Genomic DNA, 23,366 nt, shown 5'->3' on the forward strand with positions numbered 1-23,366 from the left:
GCGTTAGGCTGCGGTTGGATGATCAGTCAAAAGGACCGGACCATGCTGGACAAAACTCACAAACCCACCTGGACCAGCTTTGAAGTGGCGACCAAGGCCGATTGGGACGCCGTCATGGAATACGAAGAGGCCTATAACGCCGCGTTGCCGGACAGGATACTGGATGCGATCCGTTCGCTGGACGAGGATTGGACGCCCTATCCCGTGAACCGCTATCAGCACAGCCTGCAGGCCGCGACGCGCGCCTATGAGGATGGGGCGGAAGAAGAGCTGGTCGTCGCAGCGCTGATCCACGACACCGGCGATATCCTGTCTCCCTATAACCATGGAGAGTTATCAGCGGCGATGATGAAGCCCTATGTCAGCCAGAAAACCCATTGGATCCTCAAACATCACTGCGTGTTCCAGGGCTATTACTACAATCACCACCTGGGCGGAGACCGCAACGCCCGCGACAAGTACCGCGACAGTCCTTATTGGGAGGACTGCCGCTATTTCTGCCATGAATACGACCAAAAGGCGTTCGATCCGGATTACCCGACCAAACCGTTGGAGTTCTTCGAGCCGATGCTGCGCCGTGTCCTAAGCCGCGGCGAGGGGCATATGGAGTTGAACGAAACCGCCGAAGGTTAGCAGGCGGCCATCAGACGGTAAACGATCTGTGCGGCGGTAAAGTCCCAGGCGGCATTGCCGTCCGGGGCGAGTTCGACCACGTCGAACCCCACGCATTTGCGCCCCCGAAGGGCATGCTCGACCAGTTGTAGCGCCTGATAATAGCCCAAGCCGCCGGGCACGGGTGTTCCTGTGGCCGGCATTTGCGAAGGGTCCAGCCCGTCGACATCGAAGCTGACATAGACCAGTTCGGGGAAATCCTTGGGCAGATCGACCGCGTTGATGTTACCGGTGACCAGCTCCTCGGCATCAATGTGGAACACGCTGTTCTTCACCCGGCTCTGCGCCTCTTCAGTCGAAAAGGCCCGGACGCCGAATTGGGCCAGTCGGACGCCTTCTTGGGCCAGCAGGTGCATGACCGAGGCATGGCTGTGCTTTTCACCCTGATACGTGTCGCGCAGGTCCGCATGCGCATCAATCTGGACGATCCCGATCGGTTGGTTCAACGCGCGGGCCACGCCCATCACCGCACCGTAGCTCAGCGAATGCTCACCGCCCAGAGTGACCGGTACTTTACCAGCGCGAATGGCGGCTTCGGTGCGCAGGGCAAGGCGTTCCATCACTGCAGGCATAGGGCCGTCACAGTTCAAAGGTTCCTCAGTGAAAATACCCGCTATGCAAGGCTCGGCAAGGCCGGTGATGCGCTCCAGCTCGTTGCTGGCCTCGATGATCGCCGCCGGGCCACCGGCTGTACCCGAGCCGTAGGATACCGTGCGCTCCAACGGTACTGGGATTACACGAAACCGGGCGTTTTCGGTCCGTTCCGATGTGGTCAGTTCACTGTCGAGGAAAACGCTCATGAGAGCCTCTCTTTAAAGTCGTCATAGCCGAACTGTTTGATAATTTTCAACGCGTCGGTTTCGCTGTTCCACAGGGCGATTGTGGGCAGGGGGACACCGTTGAAGGTGTTGGTCTTGACCATCGAATAATGCGCCTGATCTAGGAAGGCAAAGCGTTGGCCGATCTCAAGCGGTTTGTCCCACGTATAGTCGCCGATCACATCCCCCGCCAGACAGGACGGGCCGCCCAGACGGTAGGTATGGCCTGCCTCGGCCTCGTCCATCAGGGCCGGGCGATAGGGGGCTTCGATCACATCGGGCATGTGGCATGTGGCCGAGATGTCGGTGATCGCAAGGGCCATGCCATTGGTCGGCAGGTCAAGGATTTCACCGACCAGAATCCCCGCATCCAGTGCCACAGCCTCGCCGGGTTCAAGATAGACGTCGACGTCATGGGTTTCGCGGATCTCCTTGATGAACGCGATCAACCCATCACGATCATAGTCGTCACGGGTGATATGGTGGCCACCGCCGAAGTTCAGCCATTTGAGATGACCCAGGAACGGGGCGAGTTTTGGTGCAACGGCTTCCCATGTGCGCATCAAGGGCTCGAACCCTTGTTCGCAAAGTGTATGCATATGAAGGCCGTCAACACCACCCATGATTTCATGGCTTAGTTGGCTGACCGGTGTGCCCAGACGCGAACAGGGCGCGCAGGGGTCATATTTGGGTATCTCGCCTTCGGAATGTTCCGGATTGATGCGCAGGCCGACCTGTACTTTGGCTGCCTGTGCCTTGGCTAGGAACCGGTTCTTTTGCGCGGGCGAGTTGAAGATCACATGGTTGGACAGCGACAGGATTTCATCGATGTCAGCGTCTTTGTACCCGGCGCAGTAAGTGGCGACTTCGCCGCCATATTCTTCGCGGCCTAAACGCGCCTCATAGATACCGCTGGCGCAGGTACCGTCAAGATGTTGGCGGACCAGCGGAGCAAGCGAGAACATTGAGAACGCTTTGAGGGCACCGAGGACATGGGCGCCGGACCTGCTACCGACGTCGGACAAGATCACCAGATTGCGCTCAACCGCCTTTTGGTCAACCACAAAGCAAGGCGTTGGCACGCGGTTTAGGTCGAAATTGCGGAAGGCACCGGCATCGCCTGCTTGGGTGGTCATCATGTCGGACATATCAGGCGTCTCCGAATTTGGAGAGGGCGGGGGGCGCTGCCCCCCCGGACCCCCCGAGGTATTTAGGGCCAGATGAAGCTTGGCGGATCAGAACTCGACCGGGCCATCCAGTTCGTGGACCTGCCATGGCAAGCCATGGGCGTTTAGCATGTCCATGAAATCATCCGGGTCGAGCTGTTCCATGTTCCACACACCTGGCTGCGTCCAGTTGCCTTTGAGCACCTGCGCGGCACCGATCATGGCGGGGACACCGGTGGTGTAGCTGACGGCCTGGCTGCCGACCTCGGCGTAGCATTCCTCGTGGTCACAGATGTTGTAGATGTAATATGTTTTCTCACCCGAACCATCCTTGGCCTGACCTGTAGCGATGTCGCCGATGCAGGCCTTGCCCTTGGTTTCCGCACCCAGATCGCCGGGATCAGGCAGCAGGGTTTTCAGGAACTGGATCGGGATGATTTCCTTGCCGTCATGCATTACCGGGTCGATGCGGGTCATGCCAACATTTTCCAGCACTTTGGCATGGGTGATATAGGCGTCGCCGAAGGTCATCCAGAAGCGGGCGCGCTCAATTTCGGGGAAGTGGGTGGAAAGGGATTCCAGTTCCTCGTGATACATCAGGTACATGTTTTTGGGGCCGATGGCGGGGAAATCGAACTCGACCTTATGGGTCATGGCGGGGGAGTGTTTCCATTCGCCAGCTTCCCAATGGCGCACTTCGGCCAACACTTCGCGCAGGTTGATCTCGGGGTTGAAGTTGGTGGCGAATTCCTGATCGTTGCTGCCACCATTGGCGTCCAGCACGTCGATCTGGCGGATCGTATCCAACTTGTGTTTCTTTAACCACGTCGCAAAGACAGACGTCACGCCCGGATCAAAGCCCGAACCGAGGATGGCGGTCAGTCCTGCCTGTTTGAACCGATCCTGATAGGCCCATTGCCAGTGATACTCGAACTTGGCTTCGTCCTCGGGCTCGTAATTCGCGGTGTCGATGTAGTGGATGCCCGCCGCAAGGCACGCGTCCATCAGCACGAGGTCCTGATAGGGCAGGGCCAGGTTCACGAGGACCTCGGCACCGGTGTCCTTGATCAGTTTGACCGTGTCCGCGACCTTATAAGCGTCCAGCTCCGCAGTAGCGATATCAACGCCCACACGCTCTTTCACGGCCTTGGCAATGGCGTCGCATTTCGACTTGGTGCGGCTGGCCAGCGTGATTTCAGTGAAGATGTCCGAATTCATCGCCATCTTGTGCACCGCAGCGTGAGAGACGCCGCCCGCGCCGACAACCAGCGTTTTGCCACTCAAAGTTCCCATGGGGTCATCTCCTCTCGGGGGTTATTCGTAATAGGTGTAGCCATTGATCGAGTCGCGATATGCGCTCATCAGGGTTTTGCGGTCTTTGGCCAGCAGAGTACCGGTCGAGATCGCCTCGTCCACCATTTTGCGGAAGGCGGCGACACAGTCGGCCGGATCAAACTCGACATAGGACAGGACCTGACCAATGGTGTCGCCCTCTTGCTCGTGCAGCAGATCGAAACCGCCATCGGAGCGCAGGTCGATGGTAACCACGTTGGTGTCGCCGAACAGGTTGTGCAGATCGCCCAGCGTTTCCTGATAAGCACCAACAAAGAAGACGCCCATGAAGTATTCGTCATTCTCGGGCAGGGAATGCACTGGCAGGCTGGGCGAGACACCGTCGGCCAGAATAAACCGGTCGATCTTGCCGTCGCTGTCGCAAGTGATATCGGACAGCACCGCGCGGCGGTCGGGCGTTTCGTTCAGACCCTGCAGCGGCACGATCGGGTGTAGCTGGTCAATGGCCCAGACGTCGGGCAGCGATTGGAACAGTGAGAAGTTGCAGTGATAGATATCAGCCACTTTTTCCAACTGTTCGTCGACATCCGTGTCGAGCTCATCACTGGCAGCCAACGCCTTGAGGCGGGCCATCAATGACAGATAAATGCGTTCGGCACGCGCCATCTGGCGCAGGTCGATATATCCGCGGCGGAACAGGGCGCGCAGCTCGTTGCGATAAAAAGTGGCGTCGTTCCAGCATTCCTGAAGGCGGTCGCTGGAGAGGTATCCGTGCACGGCGGCAAGGTCCGAGACTAAGTGATGATCATCCGCCTCGACCTCAGGGCCGTCTGGCGCGTCATAAAGCGTGCTTTCCAGCACGTTGAACACCAGCATGGATGAGGTCGCAACGATAGCGCGCCCGCTTTCGGTGACCAATGTGGGGTGCTTGACCTCGGCTTCATCCATGGCATAGGCCACGGTTTCGACCACGTTGGCGCAGTATTCTTCTACCGTGTAGTTGATCGAGTTTTCGGCGGCTTTCTTTTCGCCCGTGTAATCTACGCCCATGCCGCCACCCAGGTCCAGATGGGTCAGCGGTACGCCTTCGCGGGTCAGTTCGGTATAGTATCGGCAGGCCTCACCCACGGCGCGGCGCACGTCATTGACGTCCTGCACCTGCGATCCAAGATGCGAGTGCTGCAGCTTCAGGCAGTGCAGCAATCCGGCGGCCTTCAGCTTGTCCACCGTGGCGACCAGTTGATCGGTGTTCATGCCAAAGGCGGAACGGTCGCCCGAGCTTTCTTCCCATTTTCCGCTGATCTGGTTGGTCAGTTTAACCCGTACGCCGATCAGCGGTTCGATGCCCAGTTGGTTATAGACTTCGATCACCGTGTCGGCCTCTTTCGGGCTTTCCAGCACGATCACCGTATTGAACCCGATTTTGCGGCTGAGGATGGCCAGCTGGATAAACTCGGCATCCTTGACGCCGTTGCAGACGATCAGCGCCTCATTGGCCAGACGATGGGCAAGCGCGACCACAAGTTCCGGTTTCGAGCCAGCCTCAAGGCCATAATTGTACTTCTTCCCAAACTCGACGATCCGGTCGACCACCTGAGCCTGTTGGTTGACCTTGATCGGAAAGACACCGCGATAGCTGCTTTTGTACCCAACCCGGGCAATCGCCTCTGCAAAGCTTTCGTTAATATGGACAATCTCGTGCTCCAGATAGGAGCTGACGCGCAGGATCATCGGAGCCTTGATGCCGCGATCGTCCAGATCACGCAGAATACCGGGCAGGCTGATAGCAGCAGTCTCTGGTGCAAGGGGATTGCGCAGACCGATTTCGCCGTCTTCCGTCACCTCGATGAGGTCTTTGCCCCATTTCTCAACCCCGTAGATGGAATGCGGTGCGTCGGGCGTCTGTTTCAATCAAGTCTGTCCTTAACCTAGGGTGCCTGCTTCGCGCCCGCCAATACGGCAGCAATTCGATTCGTCCAAGTGTAATCTATGTGACGGGTATTTCCGAATTTATACAGGCAGACCAACGGGAACCAGATGGTTATCCCACTGACAATCCGGTCGGGCGGAAATGCGGGCCTTGGCAGTAAGCGCTCCGACCAGCCCGGTGCCTGTGGTGAAGACAAAACCGGAAGGCCCGGCACCCAGGCCGCAGACATCCTCAAGCGGGGTCGTGTCGTTAAGTCGACCGGTCAAGCTGTCGAACCGGAGCAAATTGTTGCCGCGAGGGCAGGTGATGGCGATGGTTTTGCCGTCCCCGGCAAAAGCAATGCTGCCAGCGTAACCCTGCAAGGCACTTTGCACCGATTCCGGGGCTGCAAGCAGGCGCAGAGCCTCGCCTCTTTTGTGCAGTCCCAGCAAAGGCGGGTGGGTTAACCTGTTGCCCTGCCATTGCATTGCAAACCCAACCAGACCGTCGGATCGAACGGCAAGGTGCCGGATCGAATTTTTATGCAGTGTCCGGGGCAGCTCTATCTGTTCCAGGACCGAGCCTGACAGACTCAGATAACTTAGGCGCGGTTGCATGATGGGCAGATTCAGCTTGGTTCGGCCCATTTCAGGATGTGTTTCAATGCCGCCATTAGCGATGATCAGAGTTTCCCCATCCGGCATGATCCGCATATCATGCGGCCCGACCCCGCCCGAAGAAAACTCGCCCAACCGCGTGTAGTCCTCCGAGTCCCAAACGCCAATCACACCCTCACCGGCCTCATAGTCGTTTTCGGTGGTGAACAGATGGGTTCCATCCCGGGAAAACACGCCATGGCCATAGAAATGGCGGCCTTTGGGAGCATCCATCCGTGCGGTTTGGGTTCCGCTCTTGCAATCGATCACCACGCCAAAGGTGCCAGGGCGGCGGGCGAAAGCCACGGCTTGCGCGCGCAAGGGATGCGCCGCAGCGGCATGGCCGCGCGCCGGCAGGGGGAGAGAGAATAAGATACCGCCTTCAGAACTCAGGCCCGCCAGCCGATAGGTGCCGTCCGGAAACAGCGCCGCCGCCAGGAAATCTGGCGCGCCGACAGTCGACCAACCTTGTGTTGGGGCAAGGCTGGCTGCAGCCAGGCCCGCAAGGAATTGTCGACGGCTTGTCATGGCTTAGTCCCCGTCCAGCGAATTGAATCCGGCACTGATACCCAAGGTCGGGCCCAGCTCGGTTGCTGCAATCGTGCGGATGTCGTTGATCATCTGCTGCAAGGCTTCGACCCGTATCCGACCCGAAGGTGTCGAGACACCGGCCAGTGTAGGGTCGTCTAACTCACGCGTGCGGATGATAGCCTTGTCGAACGCATTATCCAAATCAGCGGCAATCTGCGGATGATCTGCGGACAGCCGGGTGGCCAGATCGCGTAGCGTGATCAATGACAGTTCGACCTGGCGTAGTGACCGTTCAGACCTGCGCGCTTCGGCCCGATTGGGACGGGGGCGCTCTAGGGTGCCCATAGGGCGTCCAAGGCGTGTTTCGGCAGTGAATTCCAATCCGGTGATCAGAGCTTTGTAAAGTTCCTGCATGGCCTCATCAGCAGACCGGTAAGGACTGTCTCCGCCGGGCATGGTCAGGTTGGCAGAGAAGGGTCGCCAGTCGTGATCCATCGCCTTGGCATTGCGGTTTATATCTGCAGCAATCGCCCGGATCAAAGCGCATCGATAGGCCCTGTCGCCCTGATCCACGAGGGCTGGGTCGAATAGCATCATTTCAAGTGCAAGAAACCCGCGTCCCGCGATCGAAGCCTCGGCATAAGCCTCGGGGGTGTCAACCACCGCGTCTTGGGTGGCAATCAGGCCGGATAGGGTTTTGGGTGTAAACCCTTTTGTGTCTGGCCAGAATGCCATCGCAAATGCGCGGTCATCGACCTCGGAGGGGCCAAAGCGCAAGTGGCTTACCGTGACCCAGCGGTCGAATGCCAGGTGATAGGCTGCACGAAGGTTCAGTGAAGCGGCTGTGCAATCCGCCTGCGCGGCCGCATCCAGCGCAGCTGTTGCGTCAGATAGCTGTGCGTATCCGGGAAGAATGTGCCCTTCAACAACATCTGTCAGGATCTGGCTGGGATTTTGCGCCAAGGCTGACAGGGGCAGAATAAGGGCAATGGCCAGGCCGAGGGCACGCATCAGAGGCTCTCCAGAAAGCGGATCAAAGCGTCGCGGTCAGGTTTTGGCATAGACACAACGGTGTCGCGCGCCGATTGTGCCTCTCCGCCGTGCCACAAAATAGCTTCCAACAGCGACTGCGCCCGCCCGTCATGCAGAAATTGTGTGTGGCCAGAGACCTGCCCGGTCAGGCCGATCCCCCAAAGCGGGGGTGTGCGCCATTCCCGGCCTGTTGCGCGTGCTTCGGGTCGGTTGTCGGCCAGACCATCGCCCATGTCATGCAACAGAAGATCCGTATAGGGCCAGATCAGCTGAAAACTGTGCTCGGGCCGGTCGTCCATCCGGTGGGTGACATAGGATGGCGTGTGGCACGAGGCGCAGCCGGTATCGAAGAATACCTGCTTGCCGTGCAGGACCTGCGGGTCACCGATATCGCGCCGCGCGGGTACGCCCAGATTGCGGCTGTAAAACGCAACGAGGTCCATGCCCAGTTGGTCGATTTCAAACACACGGTCATCGTTGTCCCCATGGGGGGCGCCAACGCAATCCACCTGCAATTCCGTACACTCCCCATAGCCAGCAGGGTAAAGCGGGCTTGAGATGCCGATATCCCCTGCAAAAGCTGCAGCAGACTGCTCCATTATCGTGGGCATCCCGGCTTTGTGTCCGAACCGGCCCATCATCGGTTCACCATATTCGGTTGACCAAACGATGTTGGGGCGGCCGGAAATACCATCGCCATCCGCGTCATCCGCGTCGGCCTGGGCCAGCAGGTCCTGCACGGGAATTGCCTCAAGCAATCCCAGGCCGATCATCTGCGGAGCCACGCGCGGGCTCAGCATCGCCTCGGGGTGCAGCGGGCCATATCCAAGATCCGCCGCGGTATAGGTCGGGCTGCGGAGAATGACCGTTTCGCCGTCTGATAGCGCGACAGGAAGGTCTTCATAGGTGATGTCCAGCCGGTACTCGGCGGGGTGGCCCGCGAGGGCCAGATCCTGCATCTGCCCGCCGTAATTGGGTTCGGGCTGAGTGGCGATGTAGTCCGCGATTTCATCGATTGCGCCGCCACCGGGGATTGAGACCCGAAGGAACATCGAAACGGCCCCGTCATCGGGCCCATTTGGTGTGTGGCCGCGCCCGTCCTTAATGTGACATCGTTGGCAAGAGCGCGCGTTGTACAATGGCCCCAAACCGTCCGAGGCCAGGGTCGAGGAAGGCGAAGACACCCAGATTTTCTTGAACAGCCCGTTGCCGACCTTGAAATCCAGTTCCTGTTCGAATTTCAGATTGCCCGAAGGTTGCGAAAATGCATCTGCGTCCTGACGTGCCCTTACGGTTGCAGCACCGGCGGGCAGGTCCTCGAACCGTTGCGCGGCGTCGAAATCCGTGGGCGCGGCGATCACATCCGCGATCCGGGCCTTTTCATCTTCGGTTCTGGGTTGGAAGTTGAGATGCAGATCCTGCAGTTCAGCGGACAGGATCGGGGTGGCTGCAATCGCAGCCACCGCTACAAGCGAGAGCTTACTCGCCTTCGTCCATTTTCGATGCGTTAAGTTGCGCATAATTGGCTTCGCCAATCCTTTCGTACAAATCAAGCTGTGTTTCGAGGAAGTCGATATGGCCTTCTTCGTCACTGATCAGGTTCTCGAACAGAGACATAGTCACGTAGTCACCCGCCTCTCGACAATATTCACGGGCCTCAACGTACAGGGCACGCGCATCATTCTCGGCAGCCAAATCACATTCCAGAGTTTCCTTCGGGGTCTGTCCAATCCGAAGCGGGTCCAGTTTCTGCAGGTTGGGGTGACCTTCCAGAAAGATTATGCGCTCGATCAGCTTGTCGGCATGACCCATCTCTTCGATGCTTTCCTCACGGCTTTTCTTTGCCATGTGGGTCAGGCCCCAATCCTCTTGCAGACGGTAATGCAGCCAATACTGGCTGACTGCCGTCAATTCATGCCGCAGAGATTTGTTGAGGTATTCTATGACTTTGGGATCGCCCTTCATCTACACTCTCCTGTGATGCCTTGGTGCGTAATGCACAAAGCTGCATGGGGACTTCCAGATTATCGCTGGCGCGCATGGTGTCTAGGAAAAGCGGCATGCATCCGCCACAATCCGCTGATTTTCCAAGGGCATGATAGATCTTGCCAGGGGTTATGACTGCCCTAGGGTCGGAAACGCGCATCCAGTCAATGGCGGCATGAATCTCGGTGTCTGTGATCTTGGTGCAATGGCAGACGATCATGGAGGTGGCGCTCTGGTTTGTATTCCGACTATATTAGTCAGTTATTAAGTGCGTGTCCTGCGGCATACTGTCAGTTAGCCGAAAATGAGTTGGGGGCGGGATAATCCTCCGCCCCCGAACCGCTAGGTTTACTGGAAAACAGCTGTCGGATTATCCAGGCTTTCAGATCCTTCGAACTCAATCTGATCGACGTCCAGAATGGTGACGATCCGCTCGATTGTCTTGGTCTGGTCCACCAGCCCGTTCACACCGCCCATGATCAAAACTTCGCCACCTTCGTTGCCGCGTTCCAGCATCTGGTCATAGGCGAACCCGGCCTCGGCTGTGGATTTGATCCGACCCAGCGCCTGCATTGTGTTGGCCAGCTTCAGCTTCATCTCGGCGTCAAGAGATGGGTCGGAGGCAATCACCAAGTCCGAAAGCGATGCGCCGCTGACAGGAGTTCCGTCGATGCGGGTATAGCTGCCCAAATAGACGTTCTGAATGCCAAGACCATCATAGTAGTGGCTGTTATGCGTGTTGTCCGAGAAGCAGTCATGCTCTTCCTCGGGATCGTTCAACATCAAGCCAAGACGCATCCGCTCACCGGCCTGCTCACCATAGGACAGCGAGCCCATTCCGGTGAGGATCGCGCTTATTCCTGCGCTTTCATTTTCGGTCAGGGAGGTTCGGGCCGCGCCTCCGTCCTGCCACTGGGTCGCCATCCATTCCAAATCGGTGACCAGCAGTTCAGTCACGGCCTCAAGGTACTGGGCGCGGCGGTCACAGTTGCCGCCGGTGCAGGCATCACCTTGGGCATAGTCCGTCCATGGACGGCTACCCGCGCCTTCACCGTGGCCGTTCAGGTCCTGGCCCCACAACAGGAACTCAATCGCGTGGTAACCAGTGGCGACGTTGGCCTCGATCCCGTCTGCTTCGTGCAAGGTGCCAGACAGCAGTTCCGGAGTGATGTCGTTGGCATCGATTGGTTCGCCTGAAAGTTCAAAGCTTGGGTTGGCGATGACGTTCAATGCGGCGAACTCATTCTCGTCGCTCGGGCCGCCGTAGGTGGTGTCTACATAGTCGATCAAGCCCTCATCCAAGGGCCATGCGTTCACTTTACCTTCCCAATCATCAACGATCGCATTTCCGAACCGATAAACCTCGGTCTGCTGATAAGGGACGCGGGCCGCAATCCAAGCGGAACGGGCGGCATTCAGTGTTGCGTCGTTTGGTTCGGAAATCAGCGCGGTCACGGCGCGCTGCAGCGATTTGGCTGCAATCAGGCTGTCATCGTACTTCGCCTCGGCGATATTGGCGTAGGTATTCAGAACATCTACTTTCGAGGGGGTCTCGGTTGCAAAAGCAGATGTGGCGGTCATCAGAGCCACGGCGCTTGTCAGGATCAGGGGGGTATTCATTGGGGGGTAGTCTTTCTTGTCAGATAACAATGGGTTCGCGCGATGCGACGCTCGACCAAATAACTGATAGAAATAGTCAACTAAGTCAACCTGAGTTTTATAGTCAGGTAAATTGTGAGCGAAAATAGCTCATTCCTACCCAATTCTAGTGGGCTTTGGTGTATCGTGACGCGATTGCGCGAATGTTTTTCAGTTTAGAGTCGCTTAGTTGATTCTTTTCAGATGGTTCCATGGTCATGAAGTTCTTAGTGTTTGTATTAACGCTTTTCCCGGTAAACGCGTTGCCTCAGTCCCAGGTTGCAAATCAGCACGAGCATGGGCAGGGACGATTGGCGGTTTCCTTTTCGGAAGCCGGGATTTCAATCTCCCTTGTGGTTCCTGGTCTTGACGTCCTGGGGTTCGAAGGCCCAGCGGAAACCGAAGGCGATCAGGCCTCGGTCGCCGGAGCCATTTCTGAATTGTCCAACCCCCTTGATCTGTTCAGTTTGCCTGAAGAGGCGGGGTGTTTCACTGTCTCGGCCAATGTCACGCTGTCTGGTGAAGGGTTGGGACCGGTCGTAGACAACGGATCAAATGTGCATACCGAATTCAGGGCAGACTATCAGATGCAGTGCCAGGACATGACGCATCTGGACCACGTCAACTTTCCTTATTTTGACCGCTTTCAACGTGCTGAGTCTCTGATTGTTCAGATCGACAAATCCGGGAAGGTTGATCGTCACACCGTGACGCGCGACGCGCCTGATTTAGACCTCAACACAGGCCTGTAATTCGGCAAAGAAAGCAAAGGCTTTGCTGCCGGAATAGGTAGAGCTTTCCTGCGTTCTTCAGCACCAGTTCCCAGTGCAAAGGCCATCGCATGTCTGAAGCCACAGGACCCCACATCCAACGTTAGTCTTCTTGCACCCACCGGCAAGACATTCCTGCATTGCCCCACAATCATTGTGCCACCACATACAGGATCTCGAAGACGAACATGTGCACGTAGGCGGCGCGCCTTTGGCAATTTCGATAATCGGTCTTTCGCAAGCATTGTCGCCGAGTTGCTGCGTATATTTATGAAACACCGAGTGATCTGGAAAAACCTTCTCGATCACAGGCGACAACTCCTCAAGACGAGAAGTGGCCGTATGGTTCGCTTTGTCTTCGGAGTAGCAGTCAGGATTGAGTAAATCCTGTAGCTCGGAAAGTAACCGGCACTGAGACTTGTCAGACAGTGCCGCAATGCCTTCACTAAGCCGGTCTTGCCACACTGCCGCCTGAACAGCGGCGGGAAGGCAGTCAAAAATTGACTTCTGTTCGGCGATGTTCAATGCCGACAAGCCGATCCGAAATTTTGAGATAGATGATACGGGATTGTACATAGTAGCCCCCTTTTCTAAGGGGCCATCATAACACATTTTTCGTTTGCGCGTTTGTCCCGACCTTCTGAGGGCGCAGAGAACAGGCTGAAGCAAGGGCTCGATAAGCCTTGGTATGTCCTTAGAAGCGAGATCGAGGACAAAGTCGGAAAGAGAGCGTTTTGGCTTGCTTTTGTGATGGCAGAGTCGCCAGCACCATCACAAATTAACCGGGTTTCTTTAGGTCTTGGTGCAGCGCATCAGCTGCACCGGTGCAAACCCGGATTCCCGCTGATTTGAACTGTGAACTCAACGCTCAGTTATGAAGGACAATCCAGACACAAGCTGTCTCAATCCAAGTGCTGCGCCTGCAAAGATTGCAGCGAATGTTACGGGCGCGCTGTAGGCCAGAAGTGAGAATGCAGATATGCCTTGACCGACGCTGCAACCAACCGCGATGATCGCACCTGGACCCATAATCGCAGCGCCCAGCATTTGCCGCTTGAGTTCACGTGGATCTTCGCATGCTTCCCATCGGAAATGGCCCTTAGACCACGACCCCAGAAACGCGCCAATGAGAACGCCGGAGACTGATCCGACCGCAAAGGACAAAGTGTTTCCGGACGCAGTCATAAGGTAGAATATTGTGTCACCCAGGGGTGCCGCGAAGGTATGGGTTTGCACCGGCTCACCATCGAAACCATGTGTTGCAACCCAATTCGTGCCAAACCAGCCCGAAACGATTGCCAGTCCAACTACAGACCCCCAAAACACCTGTGCCGGAGCGCGGCGGAAGCGATGGCTTGCCAAAGCAAAAAACACCAAAGCCACACCGATAACAGAGCCAATGAGCCAAGCTGGAATAGAGGTCAACCGTTCGGCAAGAAAGCTAATGCTCTGGGGGCCATTGAGATCCATTTCCTCTGGAAATATCCATACCCGCAGATAGGCGAGGGGTCCGGACATTACGACATAAGCGGAAAGACCCATGATCAAAACAATAACGAATGATCGAAGGTCACCACCTCCCAGCCTTGCCAGCGCACCATAGCCGCAGTTACCGCAGATGGCCATTCCGTACCCGAACATGAGGCCCCCCACGATCGAACCGAGGGGGTTCCAGGTCTGCGCAAGATACCTTGTTCCGACAGGGTCAAGTCCCCCCAACGCCATAGCGGTGTGGCTGCCGACAATCGCAACACCGATTGCCATTGCCCACATGCGCAGCCGCCGGTCATCATCTGCGTAAAGGTAGTCTTCGATTGCACCCAACGTGCAAAAACGGCCGATGCGTGCGGCCAATCCCAATACGATGCCACCAATCAAACCGATCAGAGCAACGGTATTTGTGTCTCCCAATGCTTCGAGCATTGCCAGTCTCCTCCCAAAGCTGGCGGCTTTCTGACCGGCTTCTACTTCTCCCTGCAGAAAAGGTCGTAAACGACTTCCAGGATTTGGGTCGAACGATCATCAGCCAATCTGTAGTAGATCGTTTTCCCCTCGCGTCGTGTCTTCACCAAGCCCTCGAAGCGTAAGCGGGAGAGTTGTTGAGATACCGCGGCTTGACGCGCTGAGAGCATTTCCTCCATCTGCGTGACCGATTTTTCCCCTGACGACAGATAACACAAAATCATCAGGCGCCCCTCATGGCTGATTGCCTTGAGGAAATTTGACGCGGTCTGAGCATTCTCCATCATTCTGTCCATGTCTTCGGCGCACATGTCCTTGGAGAACACAGGCAGGTTCGAAGATTTGTCCAACAAGATCGCCTCGCTTTCATGGCTTCACGCATTCAAAACAGTTTATGTAATATACCGCAGTTTATCCAGAGGTCTCAATTAGTATCCCAGCGTCACGCAGTAAAACGCCCAACACACCCCAGAAAAAATCTTCACCGGGATAGCCTTCGATTCGTCCGACCTCTCGGCCATTGTCCAACAGAACAAAGGTTGGTGTGTAGTAGAGAGGCCGTTCCAATGTGATGTCGTCAGGCATGGCTGCGTGGATATCGACACGCCGAAGCGGTGCGGCATTTCCTTCAGGTGTCTTAGTGTAGATTTCTGAAATTTCGGAGTCCCAGCGGGCGCACCACATGCACCCATCTTCTTCTGCCATCAGAAGTGTCATTTCGGCCCGTAAAGCCACGGGAAAAACAAGCAACGTGATCGCAAGCAAACGTAGGATTAGGTGGCGCATCCAAAGCTCCGATTGACCGCAGTGACATATCTTTATAATTTTGAATGTGTGAATGATAGCGCGCCAGGACAGGTTTGACCATGCTCGACATTACATTTGCAGGAGCTTTGGTCGCCGGACTTTTGTCCTTTCTGTCGCCCTGCATCCTGCCAATTGTGCCGTTTTACCTCAGTTATCTGGCGGGTGTCGGGATGGAGCAGATTACAGCGACATCCGCCATTTCCAGCGAGGTTCGCCGCCGGGCAACGCTTGCTGCAATCGCATTTGCGGCTGGAATCATAACCATCTTTATGGCTCTCGGGGCCACGGCTTCGATATTTGGTCAGCTGGTACGAGAATACTTCGATATTCTGCGTTGGATTGCTGCAGCCATCATCATAGCGATGGGCCTGCATTTCCTGGGGTTAATTCGCATCGGGTTCCTGTATCGGCAGTTACGTGCAGATATTGGCGAGACATCAAACGTGAGCCTCACTGGGGCTTATGTACTTGGATTGGCATTTGCTTTTGGCTGGACGCCCTGTGTTGGGCCGGTGCTCGCTGCAATCCTGTTTACAGCGGCCGGAACCGAAACGGCTTGGCGGGGCGCGGGGCTTCTGTTCGTTTACGGGGTTGGAATGACTGCACCGTTTGTTCTGGCGGCCTTTTTGGTTCGCCCCTTCATGCAATGGATGGTGCGGTTCAGGAAGCACTTGCCGCAGATCGAAATGGCAATGGGGGGGCTGTTGATCCTGTTCGGGGTCCTGATCGCAACCAACTCGATCAATCACATCGCACAATGGATGCTGGACTATATGCCCTGGCTTGCGGCCATTGGTTAATCCGGGAGGAAGACATGAAACGCACTTTGTCAGTTTTGATCGCATGCATGATAGGGGCTGCAGTCTCTGCTGCTGATCTGGGCGACGATGGATTGCATAAAACACCGTGGATGCGTGACACGTTCAAAGATCTTCGCGAGGATCTTGAAGAAGCGTCAGGTGAAGGTAAGCGGTTGGTTTTGTTCATTGAACAACGGGGCTGCATCTACTGTAAAAAGATGCACGAAGAGGTTTTCCCACAGCCCGACCTGCCGGCGTTTATCGAAGAGAACTTTTTTGTCGTCCAGCTGGATTTGCATGGAAGCACCACGGCCACTGATTTTGACGGAGAAGAGAATGAGCAGAGAGCGCTGATGCGCAAATGGGGGATTCTGTTTACCCCAACGCTTGTATTTCTGCCGGAAGAGGTGCCCGAGGATGCCTCAGCCATCGATGCTGCCGTTGCTGTAATGCCGGGAGCATTCTCCAAGGGAACAACCTTAGACCTTTTCACCTGGGTCGATCAGAAGCGATATGAACTTGATAATGGCGAAGATTTCCAAAGGTATCACGCGCGGCGCATTCAGGAGCGAAACAATATTTCGCAGGAGTGAGATTGGGCGTTACAGATAAAAAAATTCATTATGATGAATTTGATGTTGCGATAAACCATGTTCGTCGACTACGGTGCACAAAGTCTTTGGGTCGCAAAGCGCCACAGGCGCGGTAGCAAATGGGAGGGATCATGAAGCTGAGACTCTTAACACTGGCATCCGCTATGATGGGCGTTGCCGCATTTGCCGAAGAGACAAGTCCGAAAGACGTACCCTATGACGACTATGGTGCAATCGAGGTCTCTCTGACCGATGTTAATGGGGACGCGGCAAATGGCGCACTCATCGTTGGCGACAAGTCCAAAGGTAATTGCGTGGCCTGCCACGCGGTCTCAGCTTTGGCGGACATTCCGTTCCATGGTGAGGTTGGCCCGATGCTGGATGGCGCCGGTGATCGTTGGACCGAAGCAGAGCTTCGCGGTTTAGTCGCAAACGCAAAAATGACGTTCGAAGGCACGGTAATGCCGGCGTTCTACAAGGATGACGGATATATCCGTCCAGGCGATGCCTATACGGGCAAAGCGCCAACGGCGCCTTTAACGACGATCCTGACTGCACAGGAAATCGAGGACGTGGTCGCGTTTCTAGCGACACTGAAAGAGGAATAATCTCGCCTTCTGGCGTGACTTTTCGAAGATTCAAAGGAGATTGAAAATGGAACTCTCTCGCCGCGAGACTCTGGCCCTTGGGCTGGGCGCCGCGTTCCTGACAATTATGCCGCTACGAGCGAATGCAGCTGCTGAAGATGCGATCTCCGCATTTTCAGGCGGGGCAGATGTGGCTGATGGCGGTGTTACACTGACGGCACCGGAAATCGCGGAAAACGGAAACACCGTACCAATCGAAGTCAGTGCTCCGGGCGCAGCTGCAATTCTGATCGTGGCCGCAGGCAACCCCGAACCGGGCGTGGCAACGTTCAATTTCGGCCCGCTGGCTGCTGAACAAGCCGCTTCAACCCGCATCCGTCTTGCCGGAACGCAGGATGTCATTGCCGTGGCGAAGATGGCAGATGGCAGTTTTGCCAAAGCGTCCGCGACCGTAAAAGTGACAATCGGAGGGTGCGGCGGTTAATCGCCACGCGCCCTGAAGAACAGGAGATTAACCAATGGCATCCGGTGTAAAGCCCCGCGTCAAGGTTCCAAAGACAGCCGCTGCTGGCGAAGCTGTTACGATCAAGACACTGATCAGCCACAAGATGGAAAGCGGCCAGCGCAAGGATAAAGAAGGCAACGTCATCCCGCGTTCGATCATCAACCGTTTCACCTGCGAGTTTAACGGTGAAATGGTGATTGATGTGACTATGGAGCCTGCGATTTCGACAAATCCGTACTTCCAGTTCGAAGCAACCGTGCCCGAGGCCGGTGAGTTTGTCTTCACCTGGTACGATGATGATGGCTCAGTTTACGACGAGAAGAAAACGATCGAGATCGCCTGACGGCTCGACCACTAAGGAAGGTAAGCGCTGGTTGTGATTTCTGGCGCTGGCCCACCAAGGGAGGAACGTAATGAATACCAAGGCACTTACGGCGATCGCGGCTGTTCTGGCTTTCCCAATGGCAGCAATGGCTGGACCGGACGAAGATAATCTTGTGATCAATGACGAGCTGAATATGACCTCGGTCACCGAGGCCTCGGCGCATCTGGAGAATTTGGACACGGTCTATTCGGGTTGGCATTTCCGCACAGATGAAACTCAGGCACTGCAGATTGATGATTTTGACAATCCGGCAATGATCTTCGTCGATCAGGCAGCCGACCTCTATGAGGCAGTTGATGGTGCTGCAGGTGAAAGTTGTGCCTCGTGCCATGATGGAGTGGAAAGCTTCAAAGGATTGCAGGCGTCCATGCCCAAGGTCGATGCTGAAAGCGGCGAGCTGGTGGTTATGGAAGATCTGATCAACAAGTGCCGTACCGATCGCATGGAGGCCGATGCCTGGAAATGGTCTGGTGGTGACATGCAGGGTATGGTCGCATTGATCGGTCTGCAGTCACGCGGGATGCCCATGAACGTTGCTATTGATGGTGATGCCGCGCCATTCTGGGAACAGGGAAAGGAAATCTATTATACCCGCTACGGTCAGTTGGAACTGAGCTGTGCCAACTGTCATGAAGAAAACTGGGGCAATATGATCCGAGCGGATCACCTGAGCCAGGGTATGATAAATGGATTCCCTACCTATCGTTTGAAGCAGGCCAAACTGATCTCGCGCCACAATCGGTTCCGCGGTTGTATTCGCGATACACGTGCGGAAACCTTTGCCGAAGGGTCGGACGAGTTCCGGGCACTGGAGCTCTATGTCGCTTCGCGTGGCAACGGGCTTTCAGTCGAAACCCCAGCTGTACGTCAATAACGAATGACCCGCCTGGGCAATGCCCGGAGCGGGTTTTTCACTTATATAACATTCACACATATATATGTGTAAAAGGAAAGCTGATAGATGATTTCTCGACGTGACTTCTTGCAGGTTTCAATTGCGGCCTCGGCTCTGTTCGGAGCGTCCGGGTTTGGCAACTGGGCCAAGCTTGCTGCGCAGCAAAGTCTAACGCAGGATCAACTGCTAGAGTTCGAGACCTTTGGCAATATCAGCCTGATTCATGTCACCGACATTCACGCGCAACTCAAACCAATTTATTTCCGTGAACCCGAAGTCAATCTTGGTATTGGCGATGCAAGAGGACAGATGCCGCATGTTACTGGCGCCGCGTTCCGCAAGGCATACGGGATAGAAGATGGAAGCCCGTCGGCCTATGCGCTGACCTACACCGATTTTGAGTCACTGGCCAAGACCTACGGTCGGGTGGGTGGCTTGGATCGGGTCTCAACTGTCATCAACGCCATTCGAGCGGACCGTCCTGATGCGTTGCTTCTTGACGGGGGTGATACTTGGCACGGTTCTTACACCTGCTATCAGACGGCCGGTCAGGACATGGTCAACGTCATGAATGCGCTGAAACCCGATGCGATGACTTTCCATTGGGAGTTCACGTTGGGCAGTGATCGTGTCAATGAGATTGTCGAAGGTTTGCCTTTTGCCGCCTTGGGGCAGAACATTTTTGACGCGGAATGGGATGAGCCCGCAGAGATGTTCAAACCCTACAAGTTCTTTGATCGGGGCGGTTCCAAGATTGCGGTGATCGGACAGGCCTTCCCTTACATGCCGATTGCAAATCCGGGATGGATGTTCCCCGAATACTCGTTCGGGATCCGGGATGAGAACATGCAGGAAATGGTGGACGAAGTTCGCGATGCCGGCGCCGATGTCGTTGTCGTCCTAAGCCATAACGGCTTTGATGTGGATAAGAAGATGGCGGGTCGCGTTCAGGGGATAGACGTTATCCTCAGTGGCCACACCCATGACGCACTGCCCGAGCCGGTTCTGGTGGGTAAAACGCATATAATCGCCTCTGGATCGAACGGCAAATTCGTCAGCCGTGTGGATCTCGACGTGCGGGATGGGCAGATGATGGGGCTAAAGCACAAGCTTATCCCGATTTTCTCTGATGTTATTGCACCAGATCCTGCGATCACTGCTCTGATAAATGATCAGCGCGCGCCTTATGAGGCGGCGCTGAGCGAGGTGATCGGCAAAACAGACTCGTTGCTGTACCGCCGCGGCAACTTCAACGGCACTTGGGATGACCTGATCTGCGATGCTCTGATCAATGAGCGTGAGGCAGATATCGCAATGTCGCCCGGCGTCCGTTGGGGGCCGTCAATCCTGCCGGGACAGGAAATAACGCGCGAGGATATTTGGAACGTCACCTCGATGTCCTATCCGAACGCCTATCGCACAGAAATGACCGGGGAGTTCATCCATGTCATCCTGGAAGATGTCGGCGACAATCTGTTCAATCCCGACCCCTATTACCAGCAGGGTGGCGACATGGTCCGCGTTGGCGGGCTGGGTTATCGGATCGACGTAACCAAGCCGCAGGGGCAGAGGATCAGCGACATGACGCTGTTGAAAACCGGTGAGGCGATCGACCCGGCCAAGTCCTATGTCGTGGCCGGTTGGGCCAGCGTCAACGAAGGCACCGAGGGCCCGCCGATTTGGGATGTCGTCGAAAACCATGTTCGCAACCTTGGCACCGTAACGGTGCAAGAGAACACCAGTGTCGAAGTAATCGGCGCTTAAGAAACCGATGGAGACCTAAGAGATATGGATGACGCGTTCAAACCGTCCCGCCGGGCCTTCCTGAAAGGCAGTGCCGCGGTCGCCGCAGGATCCGTTGCAGGTGCGGCAGCGGCAGAAACACTCGACCCACTGATAACAGAGCTTCAGGATTGGGCATCTTATACGGGGGCAGGTGTTGATGAGACGCCTTATGGCATGCCGATCAGCTTTGAATCCCATGTCGTGCGCCGCAATGTGGAATGGCTGACCGCCTCTCCGATTTCGTCGATCAACTTCACGCCGATCCACGCGCTCGATGGCACGATCACTCCGCAGGGATGCGCCTTTGAGCGTCACCATTCAGGTGCGATCGAGCTGCGCAAGGAGGACTACCGCCTGATGATCAACGGGCTGGTTGATCGCCCGCTTGTCTTTACATACGAAGACATTGAGCGGTTCCCGCGCGAAAACCACGTGTATTTCTGCGAATGTGCGGCGAACACGGGTATGGAGTGGGCTGGTGCGCAACTCAACGGCGTCCAATTTACTCATGGCATGATTCACAACATGGAATACACCGGTGTTCCGCTGCGCACGCTGTTGCAGGAAGCAGGTGCCGACATCACACCTGACAAATGGGTCTATGTTGAGGGCGCAGATGCGTCGTCCAATGGCCGCTCTATCCCGATGGAAAAAGCGCTGGATGACGTGTTGGTTGCATTCAAGGCGAATGGCGAAGCGCTGCGGATGGAGCATGGGTACCCTGTGCGTCTCGTGGTGCCGGGTTGGGAAGGCAACATGTGGGTCAAGTGGCTGCGCCGGATCGAGGTTGTCGATATGGCGGTCGAAAGCCGCGAAGAAACATCAAAATACACCGATGTTTACGTCGATGGCACGGCCCAGAAATGGACTTGGGTGATGGATGCTAAGTCTGTCATCACCTCACCCAGCCCGCAAATGCCGATCAAACACGGACCGGGTCCGCTGGTCATTTCCGGGCTTGCCTGGTCAGGCCACGGACAAATTACACGGGTCGATGTGTCAAAGGACGGTGGGATCACATGGGAGACAGCGCGTCTTGGTAAGCAGGGCGACACAAAGGCTCTTACACGTTTCTATCTCGATACGAACTGGGACGGGGTGCCAATGCTCTTGCAGGCCCGGGCAATAGACGAGACCGGTTATGTGCAACCAACCAAAGACCAGTTGCGTGAAAAACGCGGAGAAAACTCGGTCTACCACAACAACTGTATCCAGACTTGGTACGTGAGCGCAGAAGGGATCGCCGAGAATGTTGAAGTCTCTTAGTCATGTTTTCCTGCCCGTATTTGGCGGTACGGCGTTGGTGCTTGCGGTAGCTGTGTCTTTCGCGAACCGGAACTACGGCCACTCGAAGATTGAGACATTGGAGACCCGGATAGGGCAGGTTGAGGCGCATGCAGCAGTTGCCCAGGAGAATGCGGAAGCAGAATCCAAACGAGCAGCCGAACTGGAGATCAAAGTCGAAGAAATCCGGGCAGCGGCGGCAGAACGGGTCGCCAATGGTGCGAACTTGACCGCATCCGCGCCCATCCGCGAGAGTAGCCTTGGGCTTGGGCGGTCGGCACTGAAGGAAGAGATCGCGGCCTGGGACGTTGACGTCTTGCCTGATGGGCGTGGCCTACCCGTAGGTTCAGGCGACGTCTGGACCGGAGAAGAGGTGTTTGTGGCCCGCTGTGCGTCGTGCCACGGTGAATTTGCCGAAGGTGCCGATAACTGGCCTGTTCTGGCCGGTGGGTTTGACACGCTTGCAGACGAAGATCCTGTAAAAACCGTTGGGTCATATTGGCCACATTTGTCGACTGCCTGGGATTACATTTCCCGCTCAATGCCCTTTGGTGAAGCGGGCACGCTGACAGCGGATGAGACCTACGCAATTGTCGCATACATCCTCTACTCCAATGATTTGGTGGATGACGATTTCGAGCTGAACAACGAAAACTTCGCCGAGTTCAAAATGTACAATATGGACGGTTTCGTTGTCGATGTACGACCCGAGACCGAATACACTGAATGGCGCAAAGAGCCTTGCATGGAGAACTGCAAGGCAGAGGCCGCCGTCACGATGCGTTCTGTTTTTCTGGTTGAAACACCCGCGGAGGGTGGTTCGAACTCGGTCATGAATAATGCCAGCCCGGATGAGTTGCCGACGTTTTCGGCTAAAGGCCCCTCGTTCATTCCAACTGCAGCGCCAAAGCCTGATGAAGAGGCCGCAGCCATACCGGCCGCTCAAGAAACCGAAGTGACAGACGAGGTTACAGAACTGGCTGCTGCCGGAGAGAAAGTCTTTAAGAAGTGTAAATCCTGCCATCAAATTGGTGAAGGTGCAAAGCACAGCACTGGGCCTGCTCTGAACGGGGTAATCGGAGCTAATGCTGGATCGGTCGAGGGCTTCAAATACTCCAAAGCGATGCAGGCGTCTGCGGAGGCAGGACTAGTCTGGACCGATGAAGAAATGACTGCCTTTCTTACGAAGCCCAAGGAATACATGAAAGGCACAAGGATGTCTTTTGCAGGTCTTAGAAAACAGGACGATATCGAAGCTTTGATCATCTATCTTAAGACGTTTGGAAGTTGAC

The 23,366-nt window shown here is 55.9% G+C and carries 25 protein-coding genes; 11 read left to right on the top strand and 14 right to left on the bottom strand.

Annotated features, from left to right (window positions below):
- Window positions 1-42 precede the first annotated feature (42 nt).
- On the top strand, window positions 43-633 hold the full coding sequence (locus AC2FFB_RS07175) for an HD domain-containing protein (protein ID WP_496874731.1): 591 nt from the start codon (window positions 43-45) through the stop codon (window positions 631-633).
- On the opposite strand, the gene speB is transcribed toward AC2FFB_RS07175, so the two are convergent.
- The 10 genes from speB to AC2FFB_RS07225 form a co-directional block, all read right to left on the bottom strand.
- A complete protein-coding gene (gene speB / locus AC2FFB_RS07180) occupies window positions 630-1,472 on the bottom strand; it encodes an agmatinase (protein ID WP_496874711.1) in 843 nt (280 codons plus the stop codon). The genes AC2FFB_RS07175 and speB overlap by 4 nt on opposite strands.
- Window positions 1,469-2,638 (bottom strand): carboxynorspermidine decarboxylase, encoded by a 1,170-nt coding sequence (gene nspC / locus AC2FFB_RS07185; RefSeq protein ID WP_496874712.1) that lies wholly within the window; start codon window positions 2,636-2,638, stop codon window positions 1,469-1,471. Before nspC ends, speB begins: the two co-directional genes overlap by 4 nt.
- An 87-nt stretch (window positions 2,639-2,725) precedes the next feature.
- Entirely contained in the window at window positions 2,726-3,949 is a 1,224-nt protein-coding gene (locus AC2FFB_RS07190) for a saccharopine dehydrogenase family protein (protein WP_496688810.1), read from the bottom strand.
- Between the two features lie 21 nt (window positions 3,950-3,970).
- Entirely contained in the window at window positions 3,971-5,860 is a 1,890-nt protein-coding gene (gene speA, locus AC2FFB_RS07195; protein ID WP_281972444.1) for a biosynthetic arginine decarboxylase, read from the bottom strand.
- 99 nt (window positions 5,861-5,959) lie between these two features.
- Window positions 5,960-7,042, bottom strand: a complete 1,083-nt coding sequence (locus tag AC2FFB_RS07200) for a DUF1513 domain-containing protein (RefSeq protein WP_281995323.1) — start codon at window positions 7,040-7,042, stop codon at window positions 5,960-5,962.
- A gap of 3 nt (window positions 7,043-7,045) precedes the next feature.
- Window positions 7,046-8,056 (bottom strand): imelysin family protein, encoded by a 1,011-nt coding sequence (locus tag AC2FFB_RS07205; RefSeq protein WP_496874713.1) that lies wholly within the window; start codon window positions 8,054-8,056, stop codon window positions 7,046-7,048.
- Window positions 8,056-9,597: a di-heme oxidoreductase family protein gene (locus AC2FFB_RS07210; RefSeq protein ID WP_281995321.1), complete on the bottom strand. Its 1,542-nt coding sequence runs from the start codon at window positions 9,595-9,597 to the stop codon at window positions 8,056-8,058. The genes AC2FFB_RS07205 and AC2FFB_RS07210 overlap by 1 nt, the downstream gene beginning before the upstream one ends.
- Window positions 9,557-10,042, bottom strand: a complete 486-nt coding sequence (bfr, locus tag AC2FFB_RS07215) for a bacterioferritin (protein ID WP_142635826.1) — start codon at window positions 10,040-10,042, stop codon at window positions 9,557-9,559. The genes AC2FFB_RS07210 and bfr overlap by 41 nt, the downstream gene beginning before the upstream one ends.
- Complete coding sequence (locus tag AC2FFB_RS07220; RefSeq protein ID WP_142635828.1) at window positions 9,990-10,283, bottom strand: (2Fe-2S)-binding protein; 294 nt, start codon at window positions 10,281-10,283, stop codon at window positions 9,990-9,992. The genes bfr and AC2FFB_RS07220 overlap by 53 nt, the downstream gene beginning before the upstream one ends.
- A gap of 128 nt (window positions 10,284-10,411) precedes the next feature.
- A complete protein-coding gene (locus AC2FFB_RS07225; protein ID WP_496688803.1) occupies window positions 10,412-11,683 on the bottom strand; it encodes an imelysin family protein in 1,272 nt (423 codons plus the stop codon).
- 248 nt (window positions 11,684-11,931) lie between these two features.
- Here AC2FFB_RS07225 and AC2FFB_RS07230 point away from each other — a divergent pair, with 248 nt between their 5' ends.
- Window positions 11,932-12,453: a ZrgA family zinc uptake protein gene (locus tag AC2FFB_RS07230; RefSeq protein WP_496688801.1), complete on the top strand. Its 522-nt coding sequence runs from the start codon at window positions 11,932-11,934 to the stop codon at window positions 12,451-12,453.
- Between the two features lie 57 nt (window positions 12,454-12,510).
- Here AC2FFB_RS07230 and AC2FFB_RS07235 read toward each other — a convergent pair whose 3' ends face one another.
- The 4 genes from AC2FFB_RS07235 to AC2FFB_RS07250 form a co-directional block, all read right to left on the bottom strand.
- On the bottom strand, window positions 12,511-13,083 hold the full coding sequence (locus AC2FFB_RS07235; protein ID WP_496874714.1) for a bacteriocin fulvocin C-related protein: 573 nt from the start codon (window positions 13,081-13,083) through the stop codon (window positions 12,511-12,513).
- Between the two features lie 249 nt (window positions 13,084-13,332).
- Window positions 13,333-14,394, bottom strand: a complete 1,062-nt coding sequence (locus tag AC2FFB_RS07240; protein ID WP_496874715.1) for a YeeE/YedE family protein — start codon at window positions 14,392-14,394, stop codon at window positions 13,333-13,335.
- Window positions 14,395-14,435: 41 nt separating this feature from the next.
- Window positions 14,436-14,744, bottom strand: a complete 309-nt coding sequence (locus tag AC2FFB_RS07245; protein WP_142635976.1) for an ArsR/SmtB family transcription factor — start codon at window positions 14,742-14,744, stop codon at window positions 14,436-14,438.
- 100 nt (window positions 14,745-14,844) lie between these two features.
- The gene (locus AC2FFB_RS07250) at window positions 14,845-15,219 is read right to left on the bottom strand and encodes a hypothetical protein (protein WP_496874716.1); all 375 of its coding nucleotides are present in this window, start codon (window positions 15,217-15,219) and stop codon (window positions 14,845-14,847) included.
- A gap of 80 nt (window positions 15,220-15,299) precedes the next feature.
- On the opposite strand from AC2FFB_RS07250, the gene AC2FFB_RS07255 reads away from it, so the two are divergent.
- From AC2FFB_RS07255 to AC2FFB_RS07295, 9 genes are all read left to right on the top strand, one after another.
- Complete coding sequence (locus AC2FFB_RS07255) at window positions 15,300-16,040, top strand: cytochrome c biogenesis CcdA family protein (RefSeq protein ID WP_142635840.1); 741 nt, start codon at window positions 15,300-15,302, stop codon at window positions 16,038-16,040.
- Window positions 16,041-16,054: 14 nt separating this feature from the next.
- The gene (locus tag AC2FFB_RS07260; RefSeq protein ID WP_496874717.1) at window positions 16,055-16,633 is read left to right on the top strand and encodes a thioredoxin family protein; all 579 of its coding nucleotides are present in this window, start codon (window positions 16,055-16,057) and stop codon (window positions 16,631-16,633) included.
- Between the two features lie 131 nt (window positions 16,634-16,764).
- On the top strand, window positions 16,765-17,241 hold the full coding sequence (gene soxX, locus AC2FFB_RS07265) for a sulfur oxidation c-type cytochrome SoxX (RefSeq protein ID WP_142635844.1): 477 nt from the start codon (window positions 16,765-16,767) through the stop codon (window positions 17,239-17,241).
- 46 nt (window positions 17,242-17,287) lie between these two features.
- Window positions 17,288-17,704: a thiosulfate oxidation carrier protein SoxY gene (gene soxY, locus AC2FFB_RS07270; RefSeq protein ID WP_142635846.1), complete on the top strand. Its 417-nt coding sequence runs from the start codon at window positions 17,288-17,290 to the stop codon at window positions 17,702-17,704.
- A 34-nt stretch (window positions 17,705-17,738) separates the two neighbouring features.
- Window positions 17,739-18,068, top strand: coding sequence for a thiosulfate oxidation carrier complex protein SoxZ (soxZ, locus tag AC2FFB_RS07275; RefSeq protein ID WP_142635848.1), 330 nt, complete (start codon window positions 17,739-17,741; stop codon window positions 18,066-18,068).
- A gap of 70 nt (window positions 18,069-18,138) precedes the next feature.
- On the top strand, window positions 18,139-18,984 hold the full coding sequence (gene soxA / locus AC2FFB_RS07280; RefSeq protein WP_281995318.1) for a sulfur oxidation c-type cytochrome SoxA: 846 nt from the start codon (window positions 18,139-18,141) through the stop codon (window positions 18,982-18,984).
- A gap of 87 nt (window positions 18,985-19,071) precedes the next feature.
- Window positions 19,072-20,769, top strand: coding sequence for a thiosulfohydrolase SoxB (gene soxB, locus AC2FFB_RS07285; protein ID WP_496874718.1), 1,698 nt, complete (start codon window positions 19,072-19,074; stop codon window positions 20,767-20,769).
- 24 nt (window positions 20,770-20,793) lie between these two features.
- Window positions 20,794-22,056, top strand: coding sequence for a sulfite dehydrogenase (gene soxC, locus AC2FFB_RS07290; protein WP_496693656.1), 1,263 nt, complete (start codon window positions 20,794-20,796; stop codon window positions 22,054-22,056).
- Window positions 22,040-23,365, top strand: a complete 1,326-nt coding sequence (locus AC2FFB_RS07295; protein ID WP_496693657.1) for a c-type cytochrome — start codon at window positions 22,040-22,042, stop codon at window positions 23,363-23,365. The genes soxC and AC2FFB_RS07295 overlap by 17 nt, the downstream gene beginning before the upstream one ends.
- Window position 23,366 lies beyond the last annotated feature (1 nt).

The sequence above is a fragment of the Ruegeria sp. YTSA219 genome, from assembly GCF_059609985.1.